The following is a 14,059-nucleotide window of genomic DNA, read 5'->3' on the forward strand; positions in this document are numbered from 1 at the left end:
AGTAGGCATTGACCAGCGCCTTGCCGCCGCCCATGAAGAAGGCGTTGGTGCGCGCCACGTGCAGCGCGCCGGACAGCGGCGGCTGGAAGTGCACGCCGTGCTTGCGCATCCAGTCGCGGCAACTGCTCGAGGCGCGGATGGTCAGCCGCGCCAGGTGCTCGTCGGTCAGCCCGCCCGTGACCTTGAGCAGGTCCTGCCAGAACTCCTCCTCGGGATAGGCATCGACCAGCACGTCCTGCGGCGCGTCGTGCATGCAGCGCAGGTTGCGCGTGTGCTGCGAATTGCCGCCGCGCCACTCGCGCGGCGAAGCCTCCAGCATCAGCACGCTCGCCCCGGCCTCGGCCGCCATCAGGGCCGCACACAGCGCCGCGTTGCCGCCGCCTATCACCAGCACATCGGTACTCATGGGAACCCGCCTCGAAAACTGAATGGGCGGATTGTTCCGGGATGGGATTGTGCTGGGAAATGAAAAACAGGTCTGAACTATTGCGGGTTGGGCATCAATGACTCACACGAGTCTCACCAGATTCTCGAACGCTGAAAGCCCGTATCACAACTCCAGCGGCGTCTTGCGCAGCAGCTCATGGAAGGCCTCGGCCGCCGGCGAGAGGCTGCCGCGTGCCCGGCGCAGCACCACCACCTTGCGCTTGACCGTAGGCTGCGTGATGGTGATCTTGCGCAGGCCCGGGCGGTCGCCCTCCTTGAAGGTGGACGAGGGCAGGATGGCGCTGCCCACCCCGGCGGCCACGAGGTTCAGGGCCGTGGCGTGGTGCTGCACCTCGTAGTTGCCTTGCAGCCGGATGCCGCGTTTGGCCAGCTGGTAGTCCATGAACACCCGCGTGGCCACGAAGCTGCTGACGCCGATGAGATCGACGTCGCGCATGTCGGCCCAGGTGAGGGTCTTGCGGTCCTGCAGCGGATGCGGCTCGCGGCAAATGAAGGCCAGCGGGTCGGAGAACAGCGCCGTCTCCGCGAGGTCCGCGTGCGATTCCTCGTGCACGGCGATGCCCAGCTCGGCCTGCCCGCCGAGCACCGCCTCGCGGACCTCGCTCGACGCGCCGTCCAGCAGCCGGATGCGGTTGCCCGGGTACGACTCGGCATAGCGGCGTATCACCTGGGGCAGGATGTGCGAGCTCATGGACGGGATGCAGGCCAGCGTGAAGTTGCCCTTGGCCCGCTGCGAGATGTCCTTGAGCCGCTCCACCGCCGCGGTCATCTCCTGCACGATGCCGCGCGCCTGGGGCAGGAATTCGCGGCCCACGGCGGTGAGCTCGACGCGGCGCGTGGTGCGGTCGAGCAGCCGCATGCCCAGGTAGGCCTCCAGCTTCTGCAGGCGCCGGGTCAGGGCCGTCTGGGTGATGTGCAGTTCGTGGGCGGCCTTGTTGAAACCGCCCAGCTCGGCGATGACGACGAAAGCCTGGACGCCGTCGAAATCGATCTTCACGGGTTCGGGGGTCAAAAGTGGTTGACCCGGCAGCGTAGCGCGCCGGCCGGGCGGACCCGGGTCGCCGTTTTAGGATGCGCGCCGATGAAGCGACTCACACCTCCCCCTCCCATCGAGAGCAAGCTCCTGAGCGACGCGGTGGACTGGGCCATCGTCTCCCGCCGTTCCATTCGTGCCTTCCTGCCCACGCCCGTGCCGCGCGAGGAGATCGAGGCGATCCTGGAAGTGGCGCGGCACGCCGCCTCCGGCACCAACACGCAGCCGTGGCAGGTGCATGTGCTCACCGGCGCGGCCAAGGATCGCGTCAGCGCGGCGGTGCTGCGGGCCTACGACGATCCGGCACAGCACGCGGCACTTGAAGAGCCCTACGCCTACTACCCGCGCGAGTGGGTTTCGCCCTACGTGGACCGGCGCCGCAAGGTCGGCTGGGACTTGTACGGCCTGCTGGGCATCGCCAAGGGCGACAAGGCCCGCATGCACGAACAGCACGGGCGCAACTACCGCTTCTTCGATGCGCCGGTGGGCCTGATGTTCACGGTGGACCGGGTGATGGAGCAAGGCAGCTTCATCGACTACGGCATGTTCCTGCAGAGCGTCATGGTCGCGGCGCGGGGCCGCGGCCTGGACACCTGCCCGCAGGCGGCCTTCACCCTCTTCCACCGCATCATCGCCCGCGAGCTGGGCCTCCCCGACGGGCAACTGCTGGTCTGCGGCATGAGCCTGGGCCATGCGGACCCGGACCGGGTCGAGAACACGCTGGTCACGGAGCGGGAGCCGGTGGAGGGCTTCACGCGGTTCCACGAGGAGTGACACGGCCAAGGCGCTGCGCTCACTGTTTCGCCACGCCCGCCTTCGCGGGCATGGCGAAACAGGCGACCGAGCTTTCGGTTGCCAGGGAACCGAACCGCGCTGTCCTCGGGCAGCCCGCCCTACCCCGCCGACGCCGCCGCCAGCCCGTTCTCGAAATGCGCCCGCATGAGCGCCTGCGACTGCTCGGCGTCGCGCGCCAGCAGCGCCTGCACCAGCGCGCGGTGCTCGGCCAGCGACTCGGCCACGCGGCCCTGGCGGAACAGCGAATGGTGGCGGTTGAGCTTCATGACCTTGCGCAGGTCGTTCACGATCTGGCTGCGCCAGCGGTTGCCCGCGATCTGCAGCAGCCGGTGGTGGAATTCCTCGTTGATGGCGAAGAAGGCATCGCGCTGCTGCGCCTGCGCCTCCAGTTGCTCGTGCAGCTTGTTGAGCTCGGCCAGCTCCGCGTCGCTCGCCTTGCGCGCCACCTCGGCCGCGGCATCGCTCTCCAGCACGCCCAGCAGGTGATAAACCTGTGACACGTCCTGCGCCGACACCTCGGTGACGTAGGCGCCGCGGCGCAGCTTCATCGTCACCAGGCCTTCGACCGCCAGCACCTTCAGCGCCTCGCGCAGCGGCGTGCGGCTGATACCCAGCGCGGCCGTGAGTTTTTGCTCATCAATCCAGCTGCCGGGTTCGAGCTCGCGGCTGAAGATCTGCTGCCGCAGGTGTTCGGCCACCTCCTGGTACAGCGGACGCTGTGCCAGCGGCGCGGCCACGGACTTGGCCACCGAAGTGGCAGTGAAAGCGGGGCTGGAAGCGGTCTCAGGCATTTTCAAGGCGTCGGGTTGAATTTTGAATTATGCATCTTGTATGATGGATGACAAGTTCGAAACGCCGCCTGAGCGCGAGGAGTCCTTATCCATGTCGTCCGCCCCCGAGTTCAACCGTGCCACCCTGCAGCAATGGGCCCAGGCCGCTTCCAAGTCGGCCCCCGGCGGCGACGTGAATGCGCTGACCTGGACCACGCCCGAGGGCATTGCCGTCAAGCCGCTGTACACCGCTGCCGACGTCGAGGGGCTGCCCTTCACCGACACGCTGCCGGGCTTCGAGCCTTTCATCCGTGGCCCGCAGGCCACGATGTACGCGGTGCGCCCGTGGACCATCCGCCAGTACGCGGGCTTCTCCACCGCCGAGGAGTCCAACGCGTTCTACCGCAAGGCGCTGGCCGCGGGCGGCCAGGGCGTGTCGGTGGCCTTCGACCTGGCTACGCACCGTGGTTACGACAGCGACCATCCGCGCGTCACCGGCGACGTGGGCAAGGCCGGCGTGGCCATCGACTCGGTGGAGGACATGAAGATCCTGTTCGACGGCATCCCGCTGGACAAGGTCAGTGTCTCCATGACCATGAACGGCGCCGTGCTGCCGGTGCTCGCGGGCTACGTCGTCGCGGCCGAAGAGCAAGGCGTGTCGCAGGACAAGCTGTCCGGGACCATCCAGAACGACATCCTCAAGGAGTTCATGGTCCGCAACACGTACATCTACCCGCCCGAGCCGAGCATGCGGATCATCGGGGACATCATCGAGTACACGGCGAAGAACATGCCGAAGTTCAACTCGATCTCGATCTCCGGCTACCACATGCAGGAAGCCGGCGCCAACCAGGCGCTGGAGCTGGCCTTCACGCTCGCGGACGGCAAGGAGTACGTGAAGACCGCGCTGGCCAAGGGCCTGGACGTGGACGACTTCGCCGGTCGCCTCTCGTTCTTCTGGGCCATCGGCATGAACTTCTATCTGGAGATCGCCAAGATGCGCGCGGCGCGTCTGCTGTGGTGCCGGATCATGAAGGGCTTCAACGCCAAGAAGCCCAAGAGCCTGATGCTGCGCACGCACTGCCAGACCTCCGGCTGGAGCCTGACGGAGCAGGACCCGTACAACAACGTTGTGCGCACCACCATCGAGGCCATGGCCGCGGTGTTCGGCGGCACGCAGAGCCTGCACACCAACTCGCTCGACGAAGCCATCGCGCTGCCCACCGAGTTCTCGGCCCGCATCGCGCGCAACACGCAGCTCATCATCCAGGAAGAGACCCACATCACCAGCGTGGTGGACCCGTGGGCCGGCTCCTACATGATGGAGAAGCTGACGCAGGAGATGGCGGACAAGGCCTGGGCCATCATCGAGGAGGTCGAGGCCATGGGCGGCATGACCAAGGCGGTGGACTCGGGCTGGGCCAAGCTCAAGATCGAGGCCAGCGCCGCCGAGAAGCAGGCGCGCATCGACTCGGGCAAGGACGTGATCGTCGGCGTCAACAAGTACAAGCTCGCCAAGGAAGATCCGGTCGAGATCCTGGAAGTGGACAACGTCAAGGTGCGCGAGGCCCAGATCGCGCGCCTGCAGCAGATCAAGGCCACGCGGGACGGCCAGAAGGTGCAGGCCGCGCTGGAGGCGCTGACCGCCGCCGCGCGTGAAGGCAACGGCAACCTGCTGGGCCTGGCCATCGACGCCATCCGTGCCCGCGCCACCGTGGGCGAAGTCAGCGACGCGCTGGAGGTGGTGTTCGGCCGCCACCGCGCCGACATCCAGAAGGTGACCGGTGTGTACGCAGCCGCTTATGACAGCGCCGAGGGCTGGGAAAAGCTGCGCGGCGAGATCGACGCCTTCGCGCAGGAAGCCGGCCGGCGTCCGCGCGTGATGATCGCCAAGCTGGGCCAGGACGGCCATGACCGCGGCGCCAAGGTGGTGGCCACGGCCTTCGCCGACCTGGGCTTCGACGTGGACATGGGCCCGCTGTTCCAGACCCCCGAGGAGTGCGCGCGCCAGGCCATCGAGAACGACGTGCACGCCGTGGGCATCTCCACGCTGGCCGCCGGCCACAAGACGCTGGTGCCGGCCATCATCGCCGAGCTCAAGAAGCAGGGCGCGGACGACATCATCGTCTTCGTCGGCGGCGTGATCCCGCAGCAGGACTACGGCTTCCTGTTCGATGCCGGCGTCAAGGGCGTGTACGGCCCGGGCACCCCGATCCCGGCCAGCGCCAAGGACGTGCTGGAGCAGATCAAGGCTGCGCAGCGCTGAGCCTGAGCCAAGGCAAGGAGGCGGCGCCCAGCGCCGCCTAAGCTCCAACACCGCAGTACCCACCCATCCATGAGCCTGTCCAACCAGGCCCTGGCCGATGCCGTGCTGGGCCCACCCGGCCCCGCGCAGCGCCGTGCCATCGCCAAGACCATCACGCTGCTCGAATCGACACGCGCCGACCATCGCTCGCGCGCCGACGAGCTGCTCAACGGGCTGCTGCCGCACAGCGGCAAGTCGCTGCGCCTGGGCATCTCGGGCGTGCCGGGCGTGGGCAAGAGCACCTTCATCGAGGCGCTGGGCCTGTTCCTGATCAACCAGGGCCACCGCGTGGCGGTGCTGGCGGTGGACCCCTCCTCCAGCGTCTCCGGCGGCTCCATCCTGGGCGACAAGACCCGCATGGAACAGCTCTCGGCCGACGAGCGCGCCTACATCCGCCCCTCCCCTTCGGGCGGCACGCTCGGCGGCGTGGCGGAGAAGACGCGCGAGTCGCTGCTGGTGTGCGAGGCCGCGGGCTACGACGTCGTCATCGTCGAGACCGTGGGCGTGGGCCAGAGCGAGACGGCGGTGGCGAACATGACCGACATGTTCGTGCTGCTGCAGCTGCCCAATGCCGGCGACGACCTGCAGGCCATCAAGAAGGGCGTGATGGAGCTGGCGGACCTGGTGGTCATCAACAAGGCCGACATCGACGCCCACGCCGCCACGCGGGCGCGCGCGCAGATCACCAGCGCGCTGCGCCTGTTCGGCCAGCACGGCGACCCCCACCATGCCGCGCATGACCAGACGCTGTGGCAGCCGCAGGTGCTGCAGCTCTCGGCCCTCAAGGCCCAGGGCCTGCCCGAGTTCTGGGCCGCGGTGAGCCGCTACCGCGAGCTGCAGACCGCCAACGGCCGCTTCGCCGCGCGCCGCCACCACCAGGACCAGGCGTGGATGTGGGAACGCATCGACGCCGGGCTCAAGCAACGCTTCCGTCAGCACCCGGCCGTACAGGCCTCGCTGCCGGTGCTCTCGCAACAGGTGCGCGCCGGCGAGGTCGCCGCCTCGGTGGCCGCGCGCCGGCTGCTGGAACTGTTCAACTGAATCTAACGGTCACGGATCGACCGACGTACGAGGAGAGGTACCCCATGCACGACATCCAGCAGATGCTCGAAGACAAGCGCGCCAAGGCGCGCCTGGGCGGCGGGCAGCGCCGCATCGACGCCCAACACGCCAAGGGCAAGCTCACGGCGCGCGAGCGCATCGAGCTGCTGCTCGACGAAGGCACCTTCGAAGAGTGGGACATGTTCGTCGAGCACCGCTGCGCCGACTTCGGCATGGCGGACAACAAGATCCCCGGCGACGGCGTCGTCACCGGCTACGGCATGATCAACGGCCGCCTGGTGTTCGTGTTCAGCCAGGACTTCACCGTGTTCGGCGGCGCCCTGTCCGAGGCCCACGCCGAGAAGATCTGCAAGATCATGGACCAGGCCATGAAGGTCGGCGCCCCGGTGATCGGCCTCAACGACTCCGGCGGCGCGCGCATCCAGGAAGGCGTGGCCTCGCTGGGCGGCTACGCCGACGTGTTCCAGCGCAACGTGATGGCCTCGGGCGTGATCCCGCAGATCAGCCTGATCATGGGCCCCTGCGCGGGCGGCGCGGTGTACTCGCCGGCCATGACCGACTTCATCTTCATGGTGAAGGACAGCTCCTACATGTTCGTCACCGGCCCCGAGGTGGTGAAGACCGTGACGCACGAGGAAGTGACCGCCGAGGAGCTCGGCGGCGCCTCGGCCCACACCACCAAGAGCGGCGTGTGCGACCTGGCCTTCGAGAACGACGTCGAAGCCATCCTGATGCTGCGGCGCTTCTTCAACTACCTGCCGCTGAACAACAAGGAAAAGCCCCCGGTGCGCCCCTCGGGCGACTCCGCCACGCGGCTGGACTTCTCGCTCGACACCCTGGTGCCGGACAACCCCAACAAGCCCTACGACATCAAGGAGCTCATCGCCAAGGTGGTTGACGATGGCGACTTCTTCGAGCTGCAGCCCGACTACGCCGCCAACATCGTGGTGGGCTTCGCGCGCATGGACGGCCAGAGCGTGGGCATCGTCGCCAACAACCCGCAGGTGCTCGCCGGCTGCCTGGACATCAAGAGCTCCATCAAGGCCGCGCGCTTCGTGCGCTTCTGCGACGCCTTCAACATCCCCGTGGTCACCTTCGTGGACGTGCCCGGCTTCATGCCCGGCACCGCCCAGGAGTACGGCGGCATCATCAAGCACGGCGCCAAGCTGCTGTACGCGTATGCCGAGTGCACGGTGCCCAAGATCACCGTCATCACCCGCAAGGCCTACGGCGGCGCCTATGACGTGATGAGCTCCAAGCACCTGCGCGGCGACGTCAACTTCGCCTGGCCCAACGCCGAGATCGCGGTGATGGGCGCCAAGGGCGCGGTGGAGATCATCTTCCGCGAGGAAAAGGGCGACCCGGCCAAGCTGGCGGCCAAGGAGGCCGAGTACAAGGCCCGCTTCGCCAACCCCTTCGTGGCGGGCGCGCGCGGCTTCATCGACGACGTGATCCAGCCGCACGAGACGCGCAAGCGCATCTGCCGCTCGCTGGTGATGCTCAAGGACAAGCAGCTCGACAACCCGTGGCGCAAGCACGGCAACATTCCGCTGTGATCGGGACTGCAGGAGAGGTAACTATGTTCAAGAAGATCCTGATCGCGAACCGCGGCGAAATCGCCTGCCGCGTCATCAAGGCGGCCAAGAAGATGGGCATCGCCACCGTGGCGGTGTACTCCGAGGCCGACAAGGACGCCCTGCACGTGGAACTGGCCGACGAGGCCGTGCTGCTGGGCCCGGCGCCCTCGCGCGAGTCCTACCTCGTGGCCGACAAGATCATCGCCGCGTGCAAGAGCACCGGCGCCGAGGCCGTGCACCCGGGCTACGGCTTCCTGTCGGAGAACGAGGACTTCGCGCGCCGCGTCGAGGAGGAAGGCATCGTCTTCATCGGCCCGAAGCACTACTCCATCGCGGCCATGGGCGACAAGATCGCCTCCAAGAAGCTCGCCAAGGAAGCCCAGGTCAACACCATCCCGGGCTGGAACGACGCCATCGAGTCGCCCGAGCAGGCCGTGTCCATCGCCAAGGACATCGGCTACCCGGTGATGATCAAGGCCAGCGCCGGCGGCGGCGGCAAGGGCCTGCGCGTGGCCTTCAACGACAAGGAGGCCTTCGAAGGTTTTGCTTCCTGCCGCAACGAGGCGCGCAACAGCTTCGGCGACGACCGCGTCTTCATCGAGAAGTTCGTCGAGGAGCCGCGCCACATCGAGATCCAGGTGCTGGGCGACGCGCACGGCAACGTGGTGTACCTCAACGAGCGCGAGTGCTCGATCCAGCGCCGCCACCAGAAGGTGATCGAGGAAGCGCCCTCGCCCTTCATCAGCGACGAGACCCGCCGCGCCATGGGCGAGCAGGCCGTGGCCCTGGCCAAGGCCGTGAAGTACCAGAGCGCGGGCACGGTGGAGTTCGTGGTCGGCAAGGACCAGTCCTTCTACTTCCTGGAGATGAACACCCGGCTGCAGGTGGAACACCCGGTCACCGAGTGCATCACCGGCCTGGACCTGGTGGAGCAGATGATCCGCGTGGCCGCGGGCGAGAAGCTGAGCTTCACGCAGGCCGACGTCAAGCGTGACGGCTGGGCCATCGAGTGCCGCATCAACGCGGAAGATCCCTTCCGCAACTTCCTGCCCTCCACCGGCCGCCTGGTGCGCTTCCAGCCCCCGGCGCAGGACCTGGTGGCCTCGCAGCCCGGCGTCGAAGGCGGCGGCGTGCGCGTGGACACCGGCGTCGAGGAAGGCGGCGAGATCCCGATGTTCTACGACTCGATGATCGCCAAGCTCATCGTGCACGGGACCGACCGCATGGACGCCATCCGCAAGATGCGCGAGGCCCTCAACGGCTTCGTCATCCGCGGCATCTCCAGCAACATCCCGTTCCAGTCGGCGCTGCTGGCGCACCCGAAGTTCGTCGCGGGCGACTTCAACACCGGCTTCATCGCCGAGCACTATCCGAAGGGCTTCAACGCCTCGGACGTGCCGCACGAGGACTCGGACTTCCTGGTGGCGCTGGCCGCCGCGGCCAACCGCCGCTTCCTGGAGCGCTCGGCCGGCATCAGCGGCCAGCTCAAGGGCCACAACGTGGGCATCGGCGAGGAGTTCGTCGTCATCGTCAAGGGCGAGCAGGGCAAGCACCAGTACCGCAACGTGACGGTCAAGCCCAACGGCGTGCTGGCCGTGACGGTCGGCGGCAAGCGCTACGAGCTGGCCAAGGACTGGGCCATCGGCAGCATCCGCGCCTCGGGCACCTGCAACGGCCAGGAATTCACCGCGCAGATCGAGCGCAGGGGCGTGTGGCTGCGCGTGGCGCACAACGGCCTGGTGATCGAGGCCATGGTGCTGACGCCCAGCAACGCCGAGCTCGCCAAGCTCATGCCCTACAAGGCACCGCCCGATACGTCGAAGTTCCTGCTGTCGCCCATGCCGGGCCTGCTGGCGGACCTGCTGGTGCAGCCGGGCCAGTCGGTACAGGCCGGTGAGCGCCTGGCCATCATCGAGGCCATGAAGATGGAGAACATCCTCGTGGCGGCGCAGGACGGCGTGGTGGACGCCGTGCTGGCCGGCAAGGGCGAGAGCCTGGCCGTGGACCAGCCCATCCTGAGGTTCAAGTGATGAGCAGCACGAAACCCTTCCGCATCCTGGGCATCCAGCAGATCGCCATTGGCGGCCCTGACAAGGGCAAGCTGAAGTCGCTGTGGGTGGACATGCTGGGCCTGCAGGTCAAGAGCACCTTCGTCTCCGAGCGCGAGAACGTGGACGAGGACATCTGCGCCCTCGGCAGCGGCCCCACCGCCGTCGAGGTGGACCTGATGCAGCCGCTGGACCCGCAGAAGAAGCCGGCCGTGCACGCCACGCCGCTGAACCACGTGGGCCTGTGGGTGGACGACCTGCCCAAGGCCGTGGAGTGGATGGCGGCCAACGGCGTGCGCTTCGCCCCGGGCGGCATCCGCAAGGGCGCCGCGGGCTACGACATCTGCTTCATCCACCCCAAGGGCAACGACGAGTTCCCGGTGGGCGGCGAAGGCGTGCTGATCGAGCTGGTCCAGGCCCCGCCTGAAGTGGTGCAGGCCCTGGGTTGAGGACAATCCAGGCTGCGGCGGACGGGTCCCCACGGCCCGTCCACCCTGGGATGTCGTGGGGCAGGGCCGCCAAGGCTCTGGCGCCGGCCCCGTCGGCGGCATCCCAGCCCGAACCGGCCCTTGGAGTTCGGGAGCCTTTTGGATTGTTCTTGAAGGGAAGCAGACCCCATGACCACCAACGCCGAGTGGCAGCGCCGCAGCCTTGCGAGCCTCTGGCACCCCTGTACGCAGATGCAGCGCGCGGCCACCGCCGTGCCGCCGCTGCCCATGGTCCGCGGCCAGGGCCCTTGGCTGTTTGACGCCGAGGGCCAGCGCTACTTCGACGCCCTCAGCAGTTGGTGGGTCAACCTCTTCGGCCACGCCGATGCCCGCATCGCCGCGGCCCTCAAGGAGCAGCTCGACACCCTGCCGCACGTGATGCTGGCCGGCTGCACCCACGCGCCGGCGGTCGAGCTGGCCGAACGGCTCTCGGCGCGCACCGGCGGCGCGCTGGGCCACGCCTTCTTCGCCAGCGACGGCGCCTCGGCCGTCGAGATCGCGCTGAAGATGAGTTTCCATCACTGGCGCAACCGCGGCCGTGCCGGCAAGGGCGAGTTCGTCTGCCTCAGGCAGGGCTACCACGGCGAGACGCTGGGCGCGCTGGCGGTGACGGACGTGAAGGTGTTCCGCGACGCCTACGACCCGCTGCTCATGCGCGCGCACCAGGTGATGTCGCCCGACGCCCGCCAGGCACAGCCCGGCGAGAGCGCGGCCGACGTGGCGGCGCGCGCGGTGGGCGAGGTGGAGATGCTGCTGCGCGAGCGCGGCGAGCGCATCGCCGCCGTCATCGTCGAGCCGCTGGTGCAGGGCGCCGCCGGCATGGCGATGCACGACCCGTCGTACCTGCGCGCGCTGCGCGCGCTGTGCACGCGCTTCGACGTGCACCTGATCGCCGACGAGATCGCGGTGGGCTGCGGGCGCACCGGGACTTTCTTTGCCTGGGAGCAGGCACTGCCCGAGGGCGCCTCGGACGCCGAGCGCCGCGCCGCCTGGCCGGACTTCATCACGCTGTCCAAGGGCATCAGCGGCGGCTTCCTGCCGCTGTCGCTGGTGCTGAGCACGGATGCCGTCTACCAGGCTTTCCTGGACGAGGATGTGGCACGCGGCTTCCTGCACTCGCATTCCTACACCGGCAACGCCCTCGCCTGCCGCGCGGCGCTGGCGGTGCTCGACCGCTTCGACCAGGAGGACGTGCTGGGCCGCAACGCCGTGCAGGCCGAGGCGCTGACGCGGGCGCTGCAACCGCTGCTCAATGACCCTCGCGTCGAACATGCACGGCAGCGGGGCATGATCTGGGCCTTCGACGTGCGGGCCGAGCATGCGGGCGGCAACTTCGCCGAGCGCTTCCACCTGGCGGGCCGGCGGCGGGAGCTGCTGATCCGCCCCATCGGCCGCACCGTGTACCTCATGCCGCCCTACGTGCTGGACGAGGCGCTGTCGGCCTGGCTGGCGCAGCGCGTGCAGGCCACGCTCACGGACGTGCTGGAGCACCCCGATGCTGATCCAACACATCAACCGCCGACTGCTTGAGCTCGACGCCGCGGCGCTGCGCCGCCGCTTGCGCACGGCGGAGTCGCCCTGCACGCCACAGCAGTCCTTCGAGGGCGAGCAGGGCGGCGAGCCGCTGCTGGCCTTCTGCAGCAACGATTACCTGGGCCTGGCGCACCACCCCGCGCTGATCGAGGCCATGGCCGAGGGCGCTCGGCGCTGGGGCACCGGCAGCGGCGCCTCGCACCTGGTCAGCGGCCACATGCGGCCGCACGCGCAGGTGGAGGAACTCGTCGCGCGCTGGTTCGCGCCGCACATCCCGCACGCGCGCGCGCTGCTGATGGGCAGCGGCTTCGAGGCCAACCTGGCGCTGACCACGGCGCTGGGCGACGGCAGCGCCACCCTCTTCTGCGACAAGCTCAACCATGCCTCGCTCATCGACGGCGCGCGGCTGGCGGAGGGCGAGGTCAAGCGCTACGCGCACGGGCGGCTGGACGTGCTGGCGCAGCAGCTCGCCGCCTGCACCACGCCGATCAAGCTGATCGTGACGGACGCGGTGTTCAGCATGGACGGTGACATCGCCGACCTGCCCGGACTGCTGAAACTGGCCGAGGCGCACGATGCCTGGCTGATCCTGGACGACGCGCATGGCCTGGGCGTGCTGGGCGAATCGGGCCACGGCTCGGTGGAGCATTTCGGCCTGCGCAGCGAGCGGCTGATCTGCATGGGCACGCTGGGCAAGGCCGCGGGCGTATCGGGCGCCTTCGTGGTGGCGCACCCGGCCATCATCGAGTGGCTGATCCAGAAGGCGCGTTCCTTCATCTACACCACGGCCTCGTCGCCGGCGCTGGCGCACACGCTGCTGGCGAGCCTGAAGCTGATCGAAAGCCCCGAGGGCCGGGCGCGGCGCGCGCGGCTGCTGGGACTGATCGAGCAGCTGCGTACCGGGCTGCGGGCGCTGGTGGAGGTGCAGCCGGGCTGGAAGCTGGGCGAGAGCCCCACCGCGATCCAGCCGCTGATCGTGGGCGACAACGACACGGCGCTGAACCTGTCCGCGGCGCTGCGCCGGCGCGGCCTGTACGTGCCGGCGATGCGTCCGCCCACGGTGCCGGTGGGCACGGCGCGGCTGCGCATCACGCTCAGCGCCGGGCACACGCCGGCGCAGGTGGAGCAGCTGCTGCTGGCACTGGCGCAGGCCATGGGAGAAGCGCGATGAGCGGCGTGGCCCACGAGGGCCTGCGCGGCTGCTTCGTCACCGGCACCGACACGGGCGTGGGCAAATCCCACGTCAGCGCGGCGCTGCTGCACTGGCTGGGCCAGCGCGGCCACCGCGCCGCCGGCTACAAGCCCGTGGCCTCGGGCCTGGAGCGCGACGACCAGGGCCGGCTCTTCAACGAGGACGTGGAACAGCTGCGCCGCGCCGGCAGCGTGCCGCTGCCCGCGTCGCTGATCGGCCCCTGCCAGCTGCACACGGCCTGCGCGCCGCATATCGCCGCCGAGATCGACGGCGTGAGCATCGACCGCGTGGCGCTGCTGCGCGGAGCGCAGGCGGTGGCGCAGCGGGCGGACTTCATCGTGGTCGAGGGCGCGGGCGGGCTGGTGATCCCGCTGGGCGCCGACTGGGACAGCACGCAGCTCATGCGCGCGCTGGGCCTGCCCGTGGTGATGGTGGTCGGCCTGCGCCTGGGCTGCCTGAACCACGCCATCCTCACCGCCGACGGCCTGGCCCAGCGCGGGCTGCGCCTGGCGGGCTGGGTGGGCAACCTCATCGACCCCGACATGCCGTACCTGCAGCGCAACGTCGAGACGCTGCGGGATGAACTTTCACGCCGCTACCAGACACCCTGCCTGGGCGTGGTGCCGCATCTCGCCAACCCCGACCCGGCCGCCGTCGCGCAGCACCTGCACGGCGCCGTTCTCCAGAGCCTGTTCGGCCTGGAGTGACAATCCACCCCCTTGTTCAGAACCCATTGCCGAGCAGTAAGGACGCCATGAGCACCGTTGCCACCATTTCCGTTGACTCCCTGCGCCGCACGGTGCCTGCCG

Annotated in this window: 12 protein-coding genes; 9 read left to right on the forward strand and 3 right to left on the reverse strand. The window is 68.8% G+C overall.

Annotation, left to right across the window (positions count from 1 at the left end; translation table 11 throughout):
* Together Q0741_RS27000 and Q0741_RS27005 are read right to left on the reverse strand one after the other, a co-directional pair.
* Positions 1-406, reverse strand: a 406-nt coding sequence (locus Q0741_RS27000; RefSeq protein ID WP_298236290.1) for an FAD-dependent oxidoreductase, incomplete at its 3' end; no start/stop codon positions are given.
* Positions 407-550: 144 nt separating this feature from the next.
* Positions 551-1,444, reverse strand: coding sequence for a LysR family transcriptional regulator (locus Q0741_RS27005; protein WP_298236291.1), 894 nt, complete (start codon positions 1,442-1,444; stop codon positions 551-553).
* 84 nt (positions 1,445-1,528) lie between these two features.
* Between Q0741_RS27005 and Q0741_RS27010 the strand changes: the two genes are divergently transcribed.
* Complete coding sequence (locus Q0741_RS27010) at positions 1,529-2,254, forward strand: nitroreductase (RefSeq protein ID WP_298236292.1); 726 nt, start codon at positions 1,529-1,531, stop codon at positions 2,252-2,254.
* 119 nt (positions 2,255-2,373) lie between these two features.
* Here the strand turns inward: Q0741_RS27010 and Q0741_RS27015 are convergent, their stop codons facing one another.
* Positions 2,374-3,024 carry a GntR family transcriptional regulator gene (locus Q0741_RS27015; protein ID WP_298236293.1) on the reverse strand — a complete coding sequence of 217 codons (651 nt, stop codon included), beginning with the start codon at positions 3,022-3,024 and terminating at the stop codon, positions 2,374-2,376.
* A gap of 133 nt (positions 3,025-3,157) precedes the next feature.
* Here Q0741_RS27015 and scpA point away from each other — a divergent pair, with 133 nt between their 5' ends.
* From scpA to bioD, 8 genes are all read left to right on the forward strand, one after another.
* A complete protein-coding gene (gene scpA, locus Q0741_RS27020) occupies positions 3,158-5,311 on the forward strand; it encodes a methylmalonyl-CoA mutase (protein WP_298236294.1) in 2,154 nt (717 codons plus the stop codon).
* 69 nt (positions 5,312-5,380) lie between these two features.
* Positions 5,381-6,391 (forward strand): methylmalonyl Co-A mutase-associated GTPase MeaB, encoded by a 1,011-nt coding sequence (gene meaB, locus Q0741_RS27025; protein ID WP_298236295.1) that lies wholly within the window; start codon positions 5,381-5,383, stop codon positions 6,389-6,391.
* 44 nt (positions 6,392-6,435) lie between these two features.
* Complete coding sequence (locus Q0741_RS27030; protein WP_298236296.1) at positions 6,436-7,968, forward strand: acyl-CoA carboxylase subunit beta; 1,533 nt, start codon at positions 6,436-6,438, stop codon at positions 7,966-7,968.
* A gap of 23 nt (positions 7,969-7,991) precedes the next feature.
* Complete coding sequence (accC, locus tag Q0741_RS27035) at positions 7,992-10,019, forward strand: acetyl-CoA carboxylase biotin carboxylase subunit (protein ID WP_298236297.1); 2,028 nt, start codon at positions 7,992-7,994, stop codon at positions 10,017-10,019.
* Entirely contained in the window at positions 10,019-10,486 is a 468-nt protein-coding gene (locus tag Q0741_RS27040) for a VOC family protein (RefSeq protein ID WP_298236298.1), read from the forward strand. The genes accC and Q0741_RS27040 overlap by 1 nt, the downstream gene beginning before the upstream one ends.
* A 168-nt stretch (positions 10,487-10,654) precedes the next feature.
* Entirely contained in the window at positions 10,655-12,055 is a 1,401-nt protein-coding gene (gene bioA / locus Q0741_RS27045) for an adenosylmethionine--8-amino-7-oxononanoate transaminase (protein WP_298236299.1), read from the forward strand.
* Positions 12,021-13,229 carry an 8-amino-7-oxononanoate synthase gene (gene bioF / locus Q0741_RS27050; protein WP_298236300.1) on the forward strand — a complete coding sequence of 403 codons (1,209 nt, stop codon included), beginning with the start codon at positions 12,021-12,023 and terminating at the stop codon, positions 13,227-13,229. Before bioA ends, bioF begins: the two co-directional genes overlap by 35 nt.
* Positions 13,226-13,957 carry a dethiobiotin synthase gene (gene bioD / locus Q0741_RS27055; protein WP_298236301.1) on the forward strand — a complete coding sequence of 244 codons (732 nt, stop codon included), beginning with the start codon at positions 13,226-13,228 and terminating at the stop codon, positions 13,955-13,957. The genes bioF and bioD overlap by 4 nt, the downstream gene beginning before the upstream one ends.
* The last annotated feature ends 102 nt before the right edge of the window (positions 13,958-14,059 follow it).

The sequence above is a fragment of the uncultured Azohydromonas sp. genome (genome assembly GCF_937926365.1).
Lineage (GTDB): Bacteria > Pseudomonadota > Gammaproteobacteria > Burkholderiales > Burkholderiaceae_C > Azohydromonas.

Excerpts from the sequence above, each read along its gene's own strand:
- Q0741_RS27010 (WP_298236292.1), top strand. The coding sequence starts at position 1,529 with ATGAAGCGACTCACACCTCCCCCTCCCATCGAGAGCAAGCTCCTGAGC.
- scpA (WP_298236294.1), top strand. The coding sequence starts at position 3,158 with ATGTCGTCCGCCCCCGAGTTCAACCGTGCCACCCTGCAGCAATGGGCC.
- meaB (WP_298236295.1), top strand. The coding sequence starts at position 5,381 with ATGAGCCTGTCCAACCAGGCCCTGGCCGATGCCGTGCTGGGCCCACCC.
- Q0741_RS27030 (WP_298236296.1), top strand. The coding sequence starts at position 6,436 with ATGCACGACATCCAGCAGATGCTCGAAGACAAGCGCGCCAAGGCGCGC.
- accC (WP_298236297.1), top strand. The coding sequence starts at position 7,992 with ATGTTCAAGAAGATCCTGATCGCGAACCGCGGCGAAATCGCCTGCCGC.
- Q0741_RS27040 (WP_298236298.1), top strand. The coding sequence starts at position 10,019 with ATGAGCAGCACGAAACCCTTCCGCATCCTGGGCATCCAGCAGATCGCC.
- bioA (WP_298236299.1), top strand. The coding sequence starts at position 10,655 with ATGACCACCAACGCCGAGTGGCAGCGCCGCAGCCTTGCGAGCCTCTGG.
- bioF (WP_298236300.1), top strand. The coding sequence starts at position 12,021 with ATGCTGATCCAACACATCAACCGCCGACTGCTTGAGCTCGACGCCGCG.
- bioD (WP_298236301.1), top strand. The coding sequence starts at position 13,226 with ATGAGCGGCGTGGCCCACGAGGGCCTGCGCGGCTGCTTCGTCACCGGC.